The organism is Mangrovimonas yunxiaonensis (assembly GCF_000733475.1).
Classification (GTDB): domain Bacteria; phylum Bacteroidota; class Bacteroidia; order Flavobacteriales; family Flavobacteriaceae; genus Mangrovimonas; species Mangrovimonas yunxiaonensis.
This window is the reverse complement of the sequence record NZ_JPFK01000005.1, coordinates 567,367-584,667: the sequence shown is the minus strand read 5'-3', so window position 1 is coordinate 584,667 and position 17,301 is coordinate 567,367. Positions and strand designations below refer to the sequence as shown.

Here is a 17,301-nt window from a genome sequence, read left to right as displayed (position 1 = left end):
GAATTGTAATAATTTATTTGTTTTTTGAGGATTTTCAACAGCTATTCAATGGCTTTTACTACTGCTTTGGGAGCTTCTTTCCTGCTCCCGTCAAAACCATCAATACCACTAACGGTGGTGTATTTTAACACATAGCGCTTCCCGGGGTTAATAATCTGGTAGGCCGCTTGGCACATAAGAGTAGCCTCGTGAAACCCGCAGAGAATCAGTTTTAATTTTCCAGGATAGGTATTAACATCGCCAATGGCAAAAACGCCAGGAATATTGGTTTGATAATCTAGAGCGTTGTTAACCTTGATGGCATTTTTTTCAATCTCCAAGCCCCAATTGGCCATAGGCCCTAGTTTTGGAGACAAGCCAAATAATGGCACAAAATGGTCGCATGCCAAATCGAAGGGTTCGGCTTCGCTGTTTAATTTAATTGAAACGGCTTCTAGTTTGCCCTCTCCCGACAACCCGACAACTTCGGCTGGAGTAATTAAATTAATCTTGCCTTGATTTTTTAAGTCTTGAACTTTCTCTACAGAATCTAAAGCACCTCTAAACTCGTTTCTTCTGTGAACAAGGGTTACTTCTTTTGCCACATCGGCTAAAAAAATACTCCAATCCAAAGCAGAATCGCCACCACCAGCAATCACCACTTTTTTATCGCGGTATAATTCGGGATCCTTAATCATGTATTCCACACCGCGATCTTCGTATGCCTGAATGTTGGATATTTGAGGTTTTCTCGGTTCAAAACTCCCCAATCCACCCGCAATGGCTACTACTGGCGCATGGTGTTTTGTACCTTTATTGGTGGTAACAATAAAGGTGCCGTCTTCTTGTTTTTCTATGGTTTCGGCGCGTTCTCCTAAGGTAAATCCAGGCTCGAATTGCTTGCCTTGCTCTAAAAGTTTTTCGGTAAGATCGCCGGCTAAAATTTCTGGATAGGCCGGTATGTCGTAAATGGGTTTTTTGGGGTATATCTCTGAGCACTGTCCGCCCGGCTGTGGCAAGGCATCAATAAGGTGGCACTTTAGTTTTAACAAACCAGCTTCAAAAACAGTAAACAACCCTGTAGGGCCAGCGCCAATGATAAGTATATCGGTTTTAATCATGGAATTAAGGTTCTAATAGGCAAAGTTAGAAGTGTTTCATAAAACTACAGATGACAATCATCAGGTTTTAGGCCTCTACATTAATAACCTGCTCAATTTGTGGGGCGTATTTTTTAATGGTCATTTCAACGCCAGACTTCAACGTCATTTGGTTCACGCTACAACTTGTGCAGGCGCCTTCCAGTTGAACTTTCACTAATTTACCGTCTTCAATAGACAGCAATGAGATGTTGCCCCCATCGCTTTGCAAAAACGGGCGAATCTCCTCCAATGCTTTTTCTACATTCTGCTTTAGTTCTTCTTGTGTCATTGTTATTTCTTAACTGCCGAACAACCGGCCATTGTGGTTATTTTAATTGCTTCGGTTGGCGGTAACGCATCGTTGCGTCTTACAACTTCCTGTACAATGTGTTTGGTTAGCGTTTCAAAAGCCTGCTCTAACGGCGTTGCGGTTTGCAGAGCCGCCGGACGACCTATATCGCCTGCTTCACGTATGCTTTGGACCAAAGGAATTTCACCTAAAAAAGGAACCTCTAAATCTTCTGAAAGATGCTTGGCTCCTGCCTGTCCGAAAATATAATATTTATTGTCTGGCAACTCTTCAGGGGTAAAATAGGCCATGTTTTCTACCATCCCTAAAACGGGCACGTTAATGCTTTCCTGTTGAAACATGGCTACACCCTTTTTAGCATCGGCCAAGGCCACCTGCTGTGGCGTACTCACGACAACGGCGCCTGTAATTGGCATGGCTTGCATAATGCTTAAGTGAATATCGCCTGTTCCCGGAGGCAAATCGATTAACAAGAAATCAAGCTCGCCCCAATCGGCGTCAAAAATCATTTGGTTTAAAGCTTTGGCGGCCATAGGACCACGCCAAATAACGGCTTGGTCTGGTTTGGTAAAAAAGCCTATAGACAGGATTTTCACCCCATAATTCTCGACAGGCTTCATCTTAGACTTTCCATCAACATTTACCGACAGTGGGCGTTCGTTTGCCACATCGTACATAATTGGGATGGAAGGGCCATAAATATCGGCATCCAATATGCCTACCTTAAAGCCCATTTTCGCTAACATGGCGCCAAGGTTTGCTGTTACTGTAGATTTTCCTACACCACCTTTACCCGAAGCTACAGCTATAATGTTCTGTATGCCTGGTATGGGTTTGCCTTTAATTTCGTTTTTTGGTTTTGCAGGCGCATCAACCTTAACATTTACTGTAATTTTTGCCTTTTCGTAAACCTTATCGTGAATGGCTTTCATAATCTCGACTTCGGTTTTCTTTTTGGCCTGTAAGCTGGGGTTACTTATGGTTACATCTACCACAACTTCATCGCTAAAGGTTACAATATTGGTAACCGCCCCGCTTTCTGCTAAATTTCGCCCTTCGCCAGGAGCTGTTATGGTTTCGAGGGCTTTTAATATATCTTGCTTGTTCAGTTTCAAAATCAATAATTTAGATTTGTTCTAAAATGCAAATATACTGCTAAATGTTTACAAACCGAAGCAGTTTAATTGAAATGATTTATGGTGCTATGCTCCTGAATTATCGGGCAATTCTGTAAGTGGATCCCAAAAAATTTCGTCAAAATCCTGAAGTTGGTTGTCAACTACTTTATGCCCTTCGCTCTCTAACAATTGCTGCATTAAGTTTGTCCCCTCGAAATGGTGTTTTCCTGTAAGCAGTCCCCGCCTGTTTACCACCCGATGTGCCGGCACGTCCTTACCCGAAGCGCCATTCATGGCATACCCTACCATTCTTGCACTTCTGGGCGCTCCCAAGTATCTTGCAATAGCGCCATAACTGGTTACCCGTCCGTAGGGGATTTTGCGCGCCACCCAATAGACTTTCTCGAAAAAACTAAGTGTTTCGGGAAGCATTACAGTTCTTTTATAATATTGATTAAGGTTACTATGGCGATAATTCCTGTTATGCCACCAATAATGTAATTCATGTTCTTTTGCGAGGTAAAGGATTTGCCCTTAATCTTTTCAAAAAAGAACATATAAATATACAAAATAACAAAGGCTCCAGATGTAGAGCCCGTAACATAGGAGGCTATGCTGGTTTTATCGAAAGCCAACCACCCAAAAGACGAAAAGGTAATGGCCATATACGCCTGAAACGGAATGGGAAAAACATTTATGCTCGACAGAAAAACGCCTTGAAAAAACCGGCTAGACTTGCTTTTAACATTAATTTCTTTGGGTTGCGCCTCGTGGTTCTTGGCGATAAAAAGAAAGTAAACCGAAATTAAGACAAAAATAACAAAAGCAACACGCTGTAAAATATCGACAATATCGGGGTGATTGCTTAGGTATCTTGCAAAAACCGTGGCAATAAGCACCTGGAAAACAACAATTGTACAAGCCCCAAGAGAGAACATCACCCCTCGGTTATGCCCTTCTTTTAAGGCTATTTTTGCGGCGTTCATGTTTAGCAATCCCGGTGGCAAGGTTGCCAAAGCGGTTACTATAAAACCAAGAAAAAAAACGATGGTTAAATTCAATCTGCTTTTATTTTGAATCTAATATACGTAATTGGTTTCTCTAACTCCAAATATTGTTTTTCGTAAAAGGTTTGTATATCAACCACTTCTTCGGGGCTTCCGCCTAATCTGTACACATCGTGATTGGCATAAAGCACCTCATGGCCGGCAGCGTGCAACACCCCTAGGGTATACCCGTGCATAAACTCGCTATCGGTTTTAAGATTCACAACACCTTCTGGCTTTAAAATAGATTTATAGCGCTTTAAAAAGGCCTCGTTGGTCATACGGTGTTTGGTGCGCTTATATTTTATTTGGGGATCTGGGAAGGTAATCCAAATCTCATCGACTTCGTTTTGTGCAAACGCATACTCAATTAGTTCAATTTGCGTTCGCAAAAAGGCCACATTAGGCAGTTGCTCTTCTATGGCGGTTTTGGCACCACGCCAAAATCTCGCGCCTTTTATGTCTATGCCTATAAAATTCTTATTAGGATATTTTTTTGCCAATCCTACGGTATACTCCCCTTTTCCGCAACCCAATTCTAAAACCAACGGGTTATCGTTCTTAAAAAAAGTAGCATTCCACGTCCCTTTTAAAGGAAAATCGCCTGTTTCCAATGCCGCTCTTGTTGGTTGAACCACATTATGAAACGTTTCGTTCTCCCTAAATCTTTTTAATTTATTTTTACTTCCCACAGAAATTTAAAGTTTAGGCAAAATTAAGGAAACATATTAGTTTTACATTTGCTTTTTTTATGAAGTTGAAAAAAAGAATTTTAATCGCCCCTTTAAATTGGGGCCTCGGGCATGCCACAAGATGCATTCCGCTTGTAAAGGCATTATTGGACAACGGTTTTGAACCCGTTATTGCCAGTGATGGCGTGGCTTTAGCATTGTTAAAAAAGGAATTCCCTACCCTAACCCATTTGGAGTTGCCTTCGTACAACATTACTTACTCCAAAAAAGGCAGCATGTTTAAACTTAAAATGCTTAAGGATTCTCCAAAAATGCTTAAAGCTTTTAAGGCCGAAAAAAAAGCCACGAAAAAGATTGTGGCCGATTACGAGATCGATGGCATTATCTCGGACAACCGCTTTGGGGTTTACAGCAAGCACATCCCCTCGGTATTTATAACCCACCAATTACGGGTATTAAGTGGTACCACAACGTGGTTTAGCACAAAAATACACCATAAAATAATTAAAAAATTTGACGAATGTTGGGTGCCCGATAATCTGGGCACGCCCAATTTAAGCGGGCAACTTGGCCATATAGACCAGCCCATTATCCCGACCAAATACATAGGGCCCTTAAGCCGTTTTGAAAACACCAACCAAGCGCCCGTTTATGACCTCTTGGTCTTACTTTCGGGGCCCGAGCCCCAACGCGGTTTTTTAGAGGAGAAATTGCTTAGCGAACTAAAAGCCTACAGTGGGCGGGTTATGTTTGTAAGGGGCGTTATCGAGGCCCAACAAACCAGAGAGGACAGCCCAAAATTAACCGTGGTTAACTTTATGACAAGCCACGAACTGGAAACCACTATAAACAAAAGCCGTTTGGTTATTTCCCGCTCGGGCTACACAACGGTTATGGATTTGGTTAAGCTCGGCAAAAAGGCCTTTTTTATTCCAACCCCCGGCCAAACCGAGCAAGAGTATTTGGCCCAAAAACTGGACGAGGAAGGGTTTGTCCCAACATGCACACAAGATGCTTTTACCCTTAGCGCCCTAGAAAGGGTTAAGGACTACAAAGGCCTGTCGGCTTTTGAATATGCGATTAATTACAAGAGGTTATTCGGCCTTTTCAAGGCTAAATGAGAATTCGCTACCCACACCGGCCTCGCTTTCAATGTAGATTTTTTCGTTATGCGCCTCGATAATATGCTTAACAATAGAAAGCCCTAGACCCGAGCCCCCCTCTTTTCTGGAGCCACTTTTATCAACCCGATAAAAACGCTCGAACACTCTAGAGATGTGTTCTTTTGATATGCCTTCGCCATTATCGGTTACACGAACAATTACCTTATTTTTAATGAGGTTTTCAATACTAATTTCGGTAGTACCCTTTTCCCTACCGTATTTTATGGAGTTTACCACAAGGTTGGTTAACACCTGCTGAATGCGTTCTTTGTCGGCCTTTACCATAACGGGATCTGTATAATCCATATCGAAGGTTAGGGAAATTTGCTTTTTGGCGGCTTTCATTTCTAGCAATTCAAACACATTTTCAACCAATTCTATAATGTTGAAGGTTTCTACATTCAGCCTTAAATCGCCCACTTCCAGCTTGGTAATCATGTCTAGATCCTTAACAATATAAATAAGCCGCTCTACGCCTTTGTTGGCACGCTCTAAATATTTATCCAGAATTTTCTTGTCGTTTTTAGCACCATCTAACAACGTTAGCAAATACCCCTGAACCGTAAACAGCGGGGTTTTTAATTCGTGCGATACGTTACCCAAAAACTCTTTTCTGTATTCTTCCCTCACCTTTAGGGTTTCTATTTCCAGCTTTTTATCCTTGGCGTACTTATCGATTTCCTTAGTAAGGGTGGCCATGTCTGTCGTTACAGAACGGTTGGTTAGCGAGGTGGATTCTAGCAGGGTTAAATCGTCGTAAATTTTCTTAACCCTTCTATATATAAAACGTTCAACGCGGTATTGTATAATAATGAAGGATATGGCGTATAGCAACAGCGCGTAAGGAACGGTCATCCATAGAGATACGCCTCCGAGGTATAAAAAAACACTCATAAGGAGTGTTGTAATTATGGTTATAAACAGCGATGTTTTTATCGCAAACTTATATGTTTTTTTCAGTTTCAGCATTAATCGACAAACTTATAGCCAACACCTTTAACGGTTTTAAAGGAGTCGTCTCCTATTTTTTCGCGAAGCTTTCTTATATGCACATCTATTGTACGGCCACCAACAACCACTTCGTTACCCCAGACTTTGTCGAGTATTTCTTCGCGCTTAAATACCTTTCCAGGTTTAGAGGCTAACAAAGATAGCAATTCAAACTCTTTTCTGGGCAAGATAATTTCTTCGTTCTTTAAAATGATTTTGTACTCGTCGCGATTAATTACAAGGCTACCTATTTTAACCACCGACTCGTTGATCTCGTTTTCTTTTAAGCGTCTTAACAAGGCTTTTACCTTGCTTACCAAAACTTTGGGTTTTATGGGTTTTGTAATGTAATCGTCAGCCCCGGCATCAAACCCTGCTACTTGCGAGTAATCTTCACCTCTTGCTGTTAAAAACGTAACTATGGCATCTTGCAAATCGGGGTGTTTACGTATTTGTTCGCAAGCCTCAATACCATCCATTTCGGGCATCATCACATCTAGAATAATAAGCTGTGGTTTTTCTTTTTTGGCTTTTTTAACGGCTTCCATACCATTTTCGGCGGTAATAACTTGATAGCCTTCAGAAGACAGGTTGTAGCCTACTATTTCTAAAATATCGGGTTCATCGTCTACAAGTAAAATTTTGATGTCCTTTTTTTTCATCATAAATGGTGTTTAATATCGTGCTTTGCCAAATTGTAATTTACATATTTTATCTAAAAAAACCGTAAATGGCAATCACTTAAATGATTTTACCTTTAAATATTGGGCAAAAGTACTATTAATAACAACGACTGATAAACCGCTTCTTTATAAATAACAATTACGTAACACCTAGGTTACATTCCCTTAATTGTGCAAAGGGCTTTTTTGGCATTGCAGCAACACCTTGGTATAAAGTTTGATAATTTTTTTGTACATTTATAACTTTAAAGGATTCAAGACACTATGAAGCATTTTTACACCCTTATACTTACTGCTTTAGTTGCTTTGTTTTGTTCTGCGGCAGGGTTTTCGCAAGACCACCGCGGCCTTGCTAGTGTTGACCAATCTACAGACATTAACATTTACCCAAACCCTGTAAAACACGGCTTGGTAACCATTACAACCCACAGCCAAAAGCAAAAGCATATCGAGGTGTACAATGTACTGGGCAAACAAGTGTTAAAGACCACCTTACTTAAGGACAAGCTTAATATTTCTAAGCTACCTTCTGGCATTTATATTTTAAAAATTACCATAGGAAACCAAGAAGCTACAAGGAAACTTGTGGTGGAATAATCCATGTTATATAATTGTAAAAAAAACCTTTTACCACAACAAGCTGTTAGACTAACCATTTAATTCTTCCTATATTTGTTTCTCTAATTTTTTTAAAACTATTACTCAATTATGAAAAAACTTTACTTTTTATTTACTTTTTTAATTGGCCTTGGCGCTTTTGCGCAATCACCAATTATTACCACTATTGTAGATGGTGACTGTTCAGGAGGTAACCCAAAATTGTTAGAAATTTATGCTGATGGCGCTGTAGACTTTTCGCTATATAGTCTAGAAAACCAAACTAATGCTAATACCACTTGGGGCAATACAGAAGATTTATCTAGCCTAGGAACTGTAGTAGACGATTTTGTATACATTACAACGTCTGGCAGTGCAGATGCAATTATCTCTGATTTTCCTTCTTTAGCTTCTGCCAATGTTTTAATTTCTAACACCATAAATGTAAACGGTGATGATAGAATTAGAATTATTGAAACAGCTACAACCACTGTAATTGATCAATATGGTGCTGAAGGCGTTGATGGCTCTGGGCAATCTTGGGAATATGCAGATTCTTACGCAACAAGAATTAACGGTTCTGGCCCTGATGGTGGTTTTATAGCATCTAACTGGAATTTTGGTGGTGCAGGGGCTCTAGATGGATTAGGAATATGCCAAGGTGGGACAGACACTTTTGAAACACTTATTGGCGGTGTTGGTGTATACACTACAACTGGTTCTACAAATCCTTCATTAGCAATTGTATCACCTTCAAACGGTGAAATGTTTATTCCTGGCACAACAAGTGTTAACGTTTCCTTAAACGTACAAAACTTTGTGGTTGGTACACCTGGCGCTGGAATAGACGGTCATATCCACTGGACTTTAGATAGTGGTAGCGGTGCAGTAGCTCAACCTATGAAATACGATACTAACGACGAGCCTATTACAGTAACCAACGGTGGTTCTTATACTGTGTATATGGAATTGGTTGACAACAACCACAACCCAATAACGCCTGCCGTTAACACCACAGTTACGTTTTCTGTTGCCGATATTAACGTTGTAGCTGATATCACGGCTTTACTTGCCGATGTAACAGCTAATGGCGATGGTCGTTATTACGAAATTACAGGAAGCTCTTTAGTAAGCCATACCGATGGCTTTAGAAACAGAAAATGGATTCAAGACAACACGGTTTCTGGTATTTTAATCTACGACCAAGCCGGTACCATTGCAACAACTTACAATGTAGGCGATATGGTTTCTGGACTTAAAGGTTATACTCAGGAAGTTAGCGGAGTACTAAGATTTATACCAACTGAAGACTCTGGAAGCATTGATTCTTCTGGAAATACTGTTACTCCACAGCTGGTTACTATTGCCGACTTAAACGCTAACCCAGATGACTACGAATCTGAATTAGTAGCGTTGCAAAATGTTTCTTTTGTTGCTGGTGATGGTGTTGCCACTTTTGACACAGGTCAAAACTATGATGTTACCGATGGCACAAATACAATAGTTAAAAGAACCGACTTTTTTGGCGCAGATTATATTAATGAGTTGATTCCTTCTGGCAACATCGCTAACTTGACAGCCGTTGCCGGTGAATTTAATGGAACAGCCCAGATTTATGTTAGAAATCTAAACGATATCACATTATCTACCCAAACCATTAACGCAGCTACTGCATTCAACCTTTACCCTAACCCAACTAACACGGGTTACGTAACCATCGCTTCGGCTAAAAATAGCGCTATAGCTGTGGAGGTTTATAACATTTTAGGCAAGCAGGTATTAAACAGCACATTAACCAACAACAACTTAAATGTGTCTGCTCTTGCTGCTGGAATGTACATCTTGAAAATTTCTCAAGACGGTGCTTCTACAACTAAGAAACTTGTTATTAAATAACATATCCTAATAAATTATTTTAGAAAGCGCTACTATTATGGTAGCGCTTTTTATTTTGCCTATTTTTGCATGAATGATAAGTGCTAATCACATTTTTAATATAAACACTAGCCAAGAATTTGATACCGTGGCTTTAGATATTTTCAAATTTCAATTTGAAAATAATCCCGTTTATCGCTCGTATTGCGATTTACTGTACAAGCACCCCAGCGATGTAAAAACCTTGGAAGACATTCCGTTTTTACCCATACAGTTTTTTAAATCGCATAAGGTATTAAGCCAACCACAAGTCGAAAAAACCTTTACAAGTTCGGGGACTACAGGACAGGTTACCAGCAAGCACCACGTTAGCGACATACACTTTTACGAGCAGAGTTTTACCACAGCTTTTAAACAGTTTTATGGGAATATTGAAGACTATGCTGTTCTTGCATTGCTCCCATCGTATTTAGAGCGCGAGGGCTCTTCGCTAATTTATATGGCCAACCACTTTATTACACACGCCAAACACCCTAAAAGCGGCTTTTATCTCGACAACCTTTCAGCCTTAAAAAATACCCTCCTCGAGCTAGAGTCCCACCAACAAAAAACCTTACTATTAGGCGTTTCCTTTGCACTTTTAGATTTGGTAGAAGCACACACCTTTAACCTTAACAACACCATTGTTATGGAAACCGGCGGTATGAAAGGGCGACGCAAAGAGCTTATAAGGGCCGAGCTACACGCCCGATTAAAACACGGGTTTGGTGTGCCGCAGATACACAGCGAATACGGCATGACCGAATTGCTTAGCCAAGCCTACTCCAAAGGCGATGGCCGCTTTGTTTGCCCCCCGTGGATGCGCGTTCTAACACGAGATCCCGAAGACCCATTAACCCTGTTAAAAACCTCATCGTCTGGCGGCTTAAACATTATCGATTTAGCAAATATTAACTCCTGTAGCTTTATTGCAACCCAGGATTTGGGGAAAGTATACCCCGACCAATCGTTTGAAGTACTAGGCCGGTTTGATCATTCTGATATTCGCGGGTGCAACCTTATGGCGCTGTAAGGTGTTTTCTTTTTTTCCGACTAACTAGGTACTTTCAAAAATGAGAAAGAAAAATTATTGGTTGGTTTTAAATTTGGTTTGAAAGTAAAACGCCTGGACAAGTCCAGGCGTTTTTATTTAAATAGCTTTTATAATGTAGGTTTTCTTCTTACCGCGATTAATAATAATGTAGCGGTTGTTTATTAAATCGTCTGCCGTAAGCACATACGATTCGCCCACTTTCTCTTTGTTTACCGAGATGGAGTTTTCTTTTAGTGCCCTTCTAGCTTCGCCATTTGAATCTAAAAAGTTGGTCTTAGCCGATAGGGCTGCAATCATATCTACGCCTTCTGCAAATTCCGAAAGTGGTATTTCGGCTTGCGGCACGCCTTCAAACACATCTAAAAAGGTGGTTTCGTCTAGAGTTCTAATATCATCTTTAAACGTTTTACTAAATAAAATGTTAGACGCTCTTTCGGCGACTTCAAAATCGGCTTTCGAGTGCACAAAGGTCGTTACCTCTTCGGCCAAGCGTTTCTGCAACAACCTTAAATGCGGCGCTTCATTATGAGCTTTTACCAGTTCTTCTATGGTTGCTTGATCTAAAAACGTAAAGATTTTAATGTACTTTTCGGCATCCTCGTCGGAAGTGTTTAGCCAAAATTGGTAAAACTTATACACCGAAGTCTTATCGGCATCTAGCCAAATGTTACCGCCTTCACTTTTACCAAATTTAGAGCCATCGGCCTTGGTAATTAACGGGCAGGTCATGGCATAGGCCTTTGCCTCTTCGCCTACATGCATGCGGCGTACCAGTTCGGTTCCTGTTGTAATGTTTCCCCATTGGTCGCTACCGCCCATTTGCAGCACACAATTATAGGTTTTGTACAGGTGGTAAAAGTCATACCCCTGAATTAATTGGTAGGTAAACTCGGTAAACGACATGCCTGCGCTACCCTCTTCTCCCGAAAAGCGTTTCTTAACAGAATCTTTGGCCATCATGTAGTTTACGGTAATGCGTTTTCCTACATCGCGGGCAAAGTCTATAAATGAAAAGTCTTTCATCCAATCGTAATTGTTTACCAATACCGGAGCATTAGGAGCTTCAGAATTGAAATCTAAAAACCGTGACAGCACCCCTTTTATGCCAGCTACGTTCTTGGCAAGTGCGGCTTCGTCCAACAGGTTTCGCTCGTCGCTTTTTCCTGAGGGATCTCCAATCATTCCTGTAGCGCCCCCTACTAAAGCAATGGGTTTATGCCCAAAACGCTCGAGGTGCACCAAAAGGATAATCGGCACTAAACTACCAATATGCAGGGAATCGGATGTTGGATCGAACCCAATATAAGCAGTGGTCATTCCTTTACTTAATTGTTCTTCGGTTCCTGGCATAATATCGTGAACCATTCCGCGCCAACGCAGTTCATTTACCAATGTTTTTGACATGATCGTTAAATTTTCTTTTTATCGTGCAAAGATAAAAATCAATGTAGAATTCCTAAGGGGTTTACCAATAATTCTTTAATTTCGTTTTTATGATTTTAGTTACTGGCGGAACAGGATTGGTTGGCTCCCACTTATTGGTTTCCCTAACCGGAAAACACGAAAAGGTACGGGCCATTTACAGGAACAAAGCAACCCTTGCTGCTGTTAAAAACGTGTTTGGCTACTTTAATGCCCAAGAGCGTTTTAACCGCATAGAATGGGTTGAAGCTCATTTATTGAACCTTCCCATGCTTACCGAAGCCTTTGAAGGCATTAGCCATGTTTACCATTGTGCCGCTCTGGTTTCTTTTAACCCAGACAAGTACCACGACCTTCGTAAATCGAATATTGAAGGTACCGCAAATATTGTTAACTTATGCATTGCCAACGGCATAAAAAAACTCTGCTATGTTAGCTCGATTGCTACCTTAAGTGCTTCTACCACCCCCAATAAAGCCATTACAGAAACGTCTTACTGGAACCCCGAAGCGTCTAATAGTGTTTACAGCATTACCAAATACGGTGCAGAAATGGAAGTTTGGCGCGGCACCCAAGAAGGGGTTCCCGCAATTATTGTTAACCCCGGCGTTATTTTGGGCAGTGGTTTTTGGGCAAACGGAAGCGGCTACATCTTTACAAAAATAGCCCAAGGCACGCCTTTTTACACTAAAGGGTCTACAGGCTATGTAGATGTTATGGATGTGGTGCATATTATGGTTAAGCTAATGGCCTCTGACCAAGAAAACCAAAACTACGTTCTCGTGGCTGAAAACTGGGCCTATCCCGATTTTTTAACAACCGTAGCCCAGGCTTTGCATGTATCGCCACCAAAAAAACAAGCCTCTAAACTTCTTTTAAATATCGCTTGGCGGTTAGATTGGTTACGGGCAAAGCTTACCAAAAAAGACCGGCAATTCACCAAGCATTTGGCTAAAACCCTTAACACTAAAAGCACCTACGATAGCACAAAAATTAAAACCACTCTAGACTATACGTTTACGCCACTCGAGCAAAGTATTAACACCATTGCTGCACGGTTTTTAAACGAGCATTAATCTTTTTTTATCCGTTTTTGGTCAACAGCATTAATTATTTTTTTCTTACCAAACTTTTCAACTCTGGCAATAGAGTCTTTTTTCTGTTTTTCGTCGGCTTCTTTTTTGGCTAGTTTATCGTAACGCTCTCTAAACCGTTCAAGTCTACTGGTTATGGTGTCTAGAATGCGGGTGTAAGTTTTGCTATCGGAAGCATAGTATGCGTTGCTTAGGGCAAACTGCAAACTATCTACACCGTATTTTTTATAAATGTACGCCTCTGGGTTTATTTTTTTTTGCTCCAGCTTTTTCTTGTTAACCCCTTTGGCCGAGGACAACAGTGCCACATCTATCATAATACTGGCCATATTATCTTCTGAAATTAAATTCTTAGGCTTTTCGATTTCTGGGGTATGGTCACACCCTAAAACCAACAGTACAAAACAGCTGTATATTAAACTTTTTCTCATCGGTTAAACGTTAAGCGTTTTCCATTTTTCTGGTCGCTGTACTTAAAGTTTTCGTATGCCAGATGACCATTAACAAACGTATGGGTGATTCGCGATTTAAAGGTGGTGCCTTCAAAAGGCGACCAGCCGCATTTGTAAGCTAGATTGTCTTTATTAACCGTCCATGGGCTTGCCGGGTCAACCAATATAATATCGGCAAAATACCCTTCTTTTAAAAAGCCTCGCTTTTCAATTTCGAATAAAATTGCTGGGTTATGGCACATTTTCTCAACCAATTTTTCTAGGGTAATCTTCCCGTTATGAAACGCCTCGAACATTGCCACTAAGGCATGCTGCACTAAAGGTCCGCCAGATGGCGCTTTGGTATATACGTTATTTTTTTCGTCTAGTGTGTGGGGGGCGTGGTCTGTGGCTATCACGTCAATCCTATCGTCTAGCAGGGCCTCCCATAGTTGCGCCCTATCTGTTTTGGTTTTAACGGCTGGGTTCCACTTTATTAGGGTGCCTTTTTCATCGTAATCCGCATCGGAAAACCACAAATGGTGTATGCATACCTCTGCCGTTATTTTCTTATCTTTTAAGGGTATTTTGTTTGAGAACAACTGTGTTTCCTTCCCTGTAGAAAGGTGAAACACATGCAGCCTGGCACCTGTTTTCTTGGCCAGTTCAATAGCTTTGGACGACGATAGATAACACGCCTCTTCGCTTCTTATTTTTGGATGAAACTTTAACGGAATGTCATCGCCGTATTGTTTTTTGTAAGTTTCAAGGTTGTTTTTTATGGTTTGTTCGTCTTCGCAGTGTACCGAAATTACCATATTGGTGCTTGAGAAAATCTGCTCTAGCACATCGGGGTTATCCACCAACATATTTCCTGTCGATGATCCTAAAAACAGTTTTAATCCTGCAACGGTTTTGGTGTCTACTTGTTTTATTTCGGCTAAGTTATCGTTGGTTCCGCCAAACATAAACGAATAATTGGCATAGGAACTTTTTGAGGCGATGGCAAATTTCTCCTCCAATTTTTCTATGGTTGTTGTTTGAGGTACGGTATTAGGCATTTCTATAAACGACGTAATTCCGCCGGCTACGGCAGCACGCGATTCGGTTTCTATGGTGGCCTTGTGGGTAAGCCCGGGCTCCCTAAAATGCACTTGGTCGTCTATCACCCCTGGAAGGGCATAGTTGCCCTCGGCATCGACAACCTTAACATGGGCTGATTTGGCACTAATAGAGGTGTCTATTTTTTTAATCAAGCCATCTTCAACAAAGATGTCTCCTTCAAAAATGCGTCCTTCATTTACAATCTTGGCGTTTTTAATTAATAGGCTGTTATGCTGCATGTTGACTTTTATTAAAGATGCTTTTCAGTTTCATTTTTATAACTCCAAAAATAGCTTCGGAAATTATCCCGCTGCTCATTTTAGATTTTCCTCTTGTTCTATCGGTAAAAATTACGGGCACCTCAACAATATTGCATTGTTGTAGGTAGGCTTTAAATTTCATTTCAATTTGAAAGGCATACCCCACAAACTCGATGCGGTCTAGGTTAATGCGTTCTAACACGTGCTTTTTATAGCATACAAATCCTGCGGTGGTATCGTGTATTTTCATGCCGGTTACTAGCCTAACATATTTAGAAGCAAAGTACGACAACAACACCCTACTCATAGGCCAATTTACCACATTTACACCTTTAACATACCGAGATCCTATGGCCACATCTGCCCCATCTTGCTTACAGGCCTTATAAAGTTTTTGCAGGTCGTTTGGGTCGTGGGAAAAATCGGCGTCCATTTCAAAAATGTAATCGTACCCTTGTTCCAAACACCATTTAAACCCCGCTATATAAGCAGTACCTAAGCCTGTTTTACTCTGGCGCTGCAAAAGAAACAACCGATCTTTAAACGTTTTCTGAAGTGCTTTCACCTTTAAGGCTGTTAAATCTGGCGAATTGTCATCGACCACCAAAATATGAAAGTTACCTTCTTGCGATAGTACAGCACGCACAATAAGCTCTATGTTTTCTATTTCGTTATAGGTAGGAATAATGACAATAGCGTCCTTCATGAAACGTGCTTTGGTATGCAAATGTAATCTTTTTAAAAGATTTATTTTTTTAAATATTCCTTAAATAAAAGCTGCCAAACGCTATTTTTATAATAATTTTATGGCATGATAAGACAAGTCGTTTCTTACGATATATTTACTATTTTAATTGTACTAGGGCTGGCTATGGTAGCCTTGGCCAAGGTTTTGTTTGAAAAACGGTTTAAGGATTTCTCTTATGTTTTTATCAACTCGACCTACCTTAAAGTATACGAAAGGGATCAACGTTTTTTCGACCTATTTGATGGCTTGTTGTTTACAAACCTAATATTTGGGCTAACCACTTTTACCCATTTGGCCATAAACACCTTTAGCGGACAAAACGATATTTCGTTAAACCTACTGTTTAAACTAAGCATTGGGATTGCGGCCTTTTTCACTATAAAAACGTTGTTGGAACGCCTGGTGGGGAGTTTGTTTGAAATAGATCACGTACTCGACTCCTACCTGTTTCAGAAAATAAGCTACAAAAATTTTCTCGGGCTCATTTTAATCCCGATAAACATGCTATTATTATACAGCATCGAGCCTACAAAAACGATTATCTATGTTGCCGTTGGGCTCATTTTTTTAATCAATATGGTAGGTTTGGTAACTTCTTATAAATCAAATCAAAATTTGATAAGTCGAGATGTGTTCTATTTTATTTTGTATCTTTGCGCTCTCGAAATTAGCCCTTTGCTAATTTTGTACGAATTGATTACTCAACATTAAGCCTTAACACACCTAATCTATGAAAGTGAAAACAATTTTAGTGTCTCAACCAGAACCTAAAATAGAAAATTCGCCTTATTTCGACCTAGAGGAAAAGCAGAAAGTAAAGATTGACTTTAGACCTTTTATTCATGTTGAAGGGGTTCCTACAAAGGACATAAGAATGCAGAAAATAGACTTAAGCAAGTTTACTGCAATTATTCTTACCAGCAGAAATGCTGTAGACCACTTTTTTAGAGTTGCTGAAGAAATGCGCTTTAAAGTGCCTGATAGCATGAAGTATTTTTGCCAGTCGGAAGCCGTTGCTTATTACCTACAAAAATACGTGGTTTATAGAAAACGAAAAATTTATGTTGGCAAGCGCACCTTTGCCGAATTGTCACCGCTTATTAAAAAGTACAAGGATGAAGCTTTCCTTTTACCTACAACAGACAAACTTAAACCTTTGGTTCCAGAAACTTTAAACGATTTAGGGGTAAATTGGAAACAAGGGGTGTTTTACAAAACGGTAATTAGCGACCTTTCTGACCTAGAAAATGTATTTTACGACATTCTAGTGTTCTTTAGCCCTTCTGGGATTGAATCGTTATTTCACAACTTCCCAGAGTTTAAACAAAACGACACCAGAATAGCCGTTTTTGGCAACACTACCATTAAAGCTGTTGAAGAACGTGGCCTGCGTGTGGATATTGCGGCACCAACACCAGAAACACCATCTATGACCATGGCTCTGGAAAAATACATTAAAGAAGCTAACAAGAAGAAGTAAACAACCTAACAATTCAGGTTGTTAAACACCCCCAAAAGGCTCTTGCTTTTTGGGGGTGTTTTTTTGAAAGTACT

The 17,301-nt window shown here is 40.4% G+C and carries 19 protein-coding genes; 7 read left to right on the top strand and 12 right to left on the bottom strand.

Annotation, left to right across the window (positions count from 1 at the left end):
- Window positions 1-41 precede the first annotated feature (41 nt).
- The 6 genes from IA57_RS06745 to trmB all read right to left on the bottom strand — a co-directional run bounded on the left by IA57_RS06745 (window position 42) and on the right by trmB (window position 4,287).
- On the bottom strand, window positions 42-1,100 hold the full coding sequence (locus IA57_RS06745) for an NAD(P)/FAD-dependent oxidoreductase (RefSeq protein ID WP_036120974.1): 1,059 nt from the start codon (window positions 1,098-1,100) through the stop codon (window positions 42-44).
- A 67-nt stretch (window positions 1,101-1,167) separates the two neighbouring features.
- The gene (locus IA57_RS06740; protein ID WP_036120972.1) at window positions 1,168-1,410 is read right to left on the bottom strand and encodes a NifU family protein; all 243 of its coding nucleotides are present in this window, start codon (window positions 1,408-1,410) and stop codon (window positions 1,168-1,170) included.
- Between the two features lie 2 nt (window positions 1,411-1,412).
- Window positions 1,413-2,546, bottom strand: coding sequence for an Mrp/NBP35 family ATP-binding protein (locus IA57_RS06735; RefSeq protein ID WP_036120970.1), 1,134 nt, complete (start codon window positions 2,544-2,546; stop codon window positions 1,413-1,415).
- Between the two features lie 87 nt (window positions 2,547-2,633).
- Window positions 2,634-2,981 (bottom strand): MGMT family protein, encoded by a 348-nt coding sequence (locus tag IA57_RS06730; protein WP_036120967.1) that lies wholly within the window; start codon window positions 2,979-2,981, stop codon window positions 2,634-2,636.
- Entirely contained in the window at window positions 2,981-3,610 is a 630-nt protein-coding gene (locus tag IA57_RS06725; protein WP_036120965.1) for a lysine transporter LysE, read from the bottom strand. The genes IA57_RS06730 and IA57_RS06725 overlap by 1 nt, the downstream gene beginning before the upstream one ends.
- Entirely contained in the window at window positions 3,607-4,287 is a 681-nt protein-coding gene (gene trmB / locus IA57_RS06720; protein WP_036120963.1) for a tRNA (guanosine(46)-N7)-methyltransferase TrmB, read from the bottom strand. Before trmB ends, IA57_RS06725 begins: the two co-directional genes overlap by 4 nt.
- Before the next feature lie 59 nt (window positions 4,288-4,346).
- Here trmB and IA57_RS06715 point away from each other — a divergent pair, with 59 nt between their 5' ends.
- Window positions 4,347-5,408 (top strand): glycosyltransferase, encoded by a 1,062-nt coding sequence (locus tag IA57_RS06715; protein WP_036120960.1) that lies wholly within the window; start codon window positions 4,347-4,349, stop codon window positions 5,406-5,408.
- Here the strand turns inward: IA57_RS06715 and IA57_RS06710 are convergent.
- Both IA57_RS06710 and IA57_RS06705 read right to left on the bottom strand, forming a co-directional pair.
- Window positions 5,382-6,419 (bottom strand): sensor histidine kinase, encoded by a 1,038-nt coding sequence (locus IA57_RS06710; RefSeq protein WP_036120957.1) that lies wholly within the window; start codon window positions 6,417-6,419, stop codon window positions 5,382-5,384. The two genes, IA57_RS06715 and IA57_RS06710, sit on opposite strands and share 27 nt — an antisense overlap.
- A complete protein-coding gene (locus IA57_RS06705) occupies window positions 6,419-7,102 on the bottom strand; it encodes a response regulator transcription factor (RefSeq protein ID WP_036120954.1) in 684 nt (227 codons plus the stop codon). Before IA57_RS06705 ends, IA57_RS06710 begins: the two co-directional genes overlap by 1 nt.
- Window positions 7,103-7,387: 285 nt before the next feature.
- Between IA57_RS06705 and IA57_RS06700 the strand changes: the two genes are divergently transcribed.
- From IA57_RS06700 to IA57_RS06690, 3 genes are all read left to right on the top strand, one after another.
- Window positions 7,388-7,720, top strand: a complete 333-nt coding sequence (locus tag IA57_RS06700) for a T9SS type A sorting domain-containing protein (protein WP_036120952.1) — start codon at window positions 7,388-7,390, stop codon at window positions 7,718-7,720.
- 111 nt (window positions 7,721-7,831) lie between these two features.
- Entirely contained in the window at window positions 7,832-9,616 is a 1,785-nt protein-coding gene (locus tag IA57_RS06695; protein WP_036120950.1) for a DUF5689 domain-containing protein, read from the top strand.
- A 73-nt stretch (window positions 9,617-9,689) separates the two neighbouring features.
- Window positions 9,690-10,667, top strand: a complete 978-nt coding sequence (locus IA57_RS06690) for a LuxE/PaaK family acyltransferase (RefSeq protein WP_036120947.1) — start codon at window positions 9,690-9,692, stop codon at window positions 10,665-10,667.
- Between the two features lie 117 nt (window positions 10,668-10,784).
- Here the strand turns inward: IA57_RS06690 and tyrS are convergent, their stop codons facing one another.
- Complete coding sequence (gene tyrS / locus IA57_RS06685; RefSeq protein ID WP_036120944.1) at window positions 10,785-12,092, bottom strand: tyrosine--tRNA ligase; 1,308 nt, start codon at window positions 12,090-12,092, stop codon at window positions 10,785-10,787.
- Window positions 12,093-12,181: 89 nt separating this feature from the next.
- Between tyrS and IA57_RS06680 the strand changes: the two genes are divergently transcribed.
- Window positions 12,182-13,186, top strand: a complete 1,005-nt coding sequence (locus IA57_RS06680) for an NAD-dependent epimerase/dehydratase family protein (RefSeq protein WP_036120941.1) — start codon at window positions 12,182-12,184, stop codon at window positions 13,184-13,186.
- Here IA57_RS06680 and IA57_RS06675 read toward each other — a convergent pair.
- Genes IA57_RS06675 through IA57_RS06665 form a run of 3 tightly spaced genes read right to left on the bottom strand, consistent with a single transcriptional unit; the run spans window position 13,183 to window position 15,705 of the window.
- Window positions 13,183-13,635, bottom strand: coding sequence for a DUF4296 domain-containing protein (locus IA57_RS06675; RefSeq protein WP_051880999.1), 453 nt, complete (start codon window positions 13,633-13,635; stop codon window positions 13,183-13,185). The genes IA57_RS06680 and IA57_RS06675 overlap by 4 nt on opposite strands.
- Window positions 13,632-14,978, bottom strand: coding sequence for a dihydroorotase (locus IA57_RS06670; protein WP_036120939.1), 1,347 nt, complete (start codon window positions 14,976-14,978; stop codon window positions 13,632-13,634). The genes IA57_RS06675 and IA57_RS06670 overlap by 4 nt, the downstream gene beginning before the upstream one ends.
- The gene (locus tag IA57_RS06665; protein WP_036120936.1) at window positions 14,968-15,705 is read right to left on the bottom strand and encodes a polyprenol monophosphomannose synthase; all 738 of its coding nucleotides are present in this window, start codon (window positions 15,703-15,705) and stop codon (window positions 14,968-14,970) included. Before IA57_RS06665 ends, IA57_RS06670 begins: the two co-directional genes overlap by 11 nt.
- Window positions 15,706-15,810: 105 nt before the next feature.
- On the opposite strand from IA57_RS06665, the gene IA57_RS06660 reads away from it, so the two are divergent.
- Together IA57_RS06660 and IA57_RS06655 are read left to right on the top strand one after the other, a co-directional pair.
- Entirely contained in the window at window positions 15,811-16,458 is a 648-nt protein-coding gene (locus IA57_RS06660) for a DUF4271 domain-containing protein (protein ID WP_036120934.1), read from the top strand.
- Between the two features lie 19 nt (window positions 16,459-16,477).
- A complete protein-coding gene (locus IA57_RS06655) occupies window positions 16,478-17,227 on the top strand; it encodes a uroporphyrinogen-III synthase (RefSeq protein ID WP_036120931.1) in 750 nt (249 codons plus the stop codon).
- Window positions 17,228-17,301: the final 74 nt, after the last annotated feature.

What these genes read in the sequence shown, in the direction of transcription:
- IA57_RS06690 (WP_036120947.1), top strand. Translation starts at nt 9,690, where the DNA reads ATGATAAGTGCTAATCACATTTTTAATATAAACACTAGCCAAGAATTT.
- IA57_RS06695 (WP_036120950.1), top strand. Translation starts at nt 7,832, where the DNA reads ATGAAAAAACTTTACTTTTTATTTACTTTTTTAATTGGCCTTGGCGCT.
- IA57_RS06660 (WP_036120934.1), top strand. Translation starts at nt 15,811, where the DNA reads ATGATAAGACAAGTCGTTTCTTACGATATATTTACTATTTTAATTGTA.
- tyrS (WP_036120944.1), bottom strand. Translation starts at nt 12,092, where the DNA reads ATGTCAAAAACATTGGTAAATGAACTGCGTTGGCGCGGAATGGTTCAC.
- IA57_RS06705 (WP_036120954.1), bottom strand. Translation starts at nt 7,102, where the DNA reads ATGAAAAAAAAGGACATCAAAATTTTACTTGTAGACGATGAACCCGAT.
- IA57_RS06740 (WP_036120972.1), bottom strand. Translation starts at nt 1,410, where the DNA reads ATGACACAAGAAGAACTAAAGCAGAATGTAGAAAAAGCATTGGAGGAG.
- IA57_RS06730 (WP_036120967.1), bottom strand. Translation starts at nt 2,981, where the DNA reads ATGCTTCCCGAAACACTTAGTTTTTTCGAGAAAGTCTATTGGGTGGCG.
- IA57_RS06670 (WP_036120939.1), bottom strand. Translation starts at nt 14,978, where the DNA reads ATGCAGCATAACAGCCTATTAATTAAAAACGCCAAGATTGTAAATGAA.
- IA57_RS06745 (WP_036120974.1), bottom strand. Translation starts at nt 1,100, where the DNA reads ATGATTAAAACCGATATACTTATCATTGGCGCTGGCCCTACAGGGTTG.
- IA57_RS06700 (WP_036120952.1), top strand. Translation starts at nt 7,388, where the DNA reads ATGAAGCATTTTTACACCCTTATACTTACTGCTTTAGTTGCTTTGTTT.
- IA57_RS06665 (WP_036120936.1), bottom strand. Translation starts at nt 15,705, where the DNA reads ATGAAGGACGCTATTGTCATTATTCCTACCTATAACGAAATAGAAAAC.
- IA57_RS06675 (WP_051880999.1), bottom strand. Translation starts at nt 13,635, where the DNA reads ATGAGAAAAAGTTTAATATACAGCTGTTTTGTACTGTTGGTTTTAGGG.
- IA57_RS06710 (WP_036120957.1), bottom strand. Translation starts at nt 6,419, where the DNA reads ATGCTGAAACTGAAAAAAACATATAAGTTTGCGATAAAAACATCGCTG.
- IA57_RS06680 (WP_036120941.1), top strand. Translation starts at nt 12,182, where the DNA reads ATGATTTTAGTTACTGGCGGAACAGGATTGGTTGGCTCCCACTTATTG.
- IA57_RS06715 (WP_036120960.1), top strand. Translation starts at nt 4,347, where the DNA reads ATGAAGTTGAAAAAAAGAATTTTAATCGCCCCTTTAAATTGGGGCCTC.
- IA57_RS06655 (WP_036120931.1), top strand. Translation starts at nt 16,478, where the DNA reads ATGAAAGTGAAAACAATTTTAGTGTCTCAACCAGAACCTAAAATAGAA.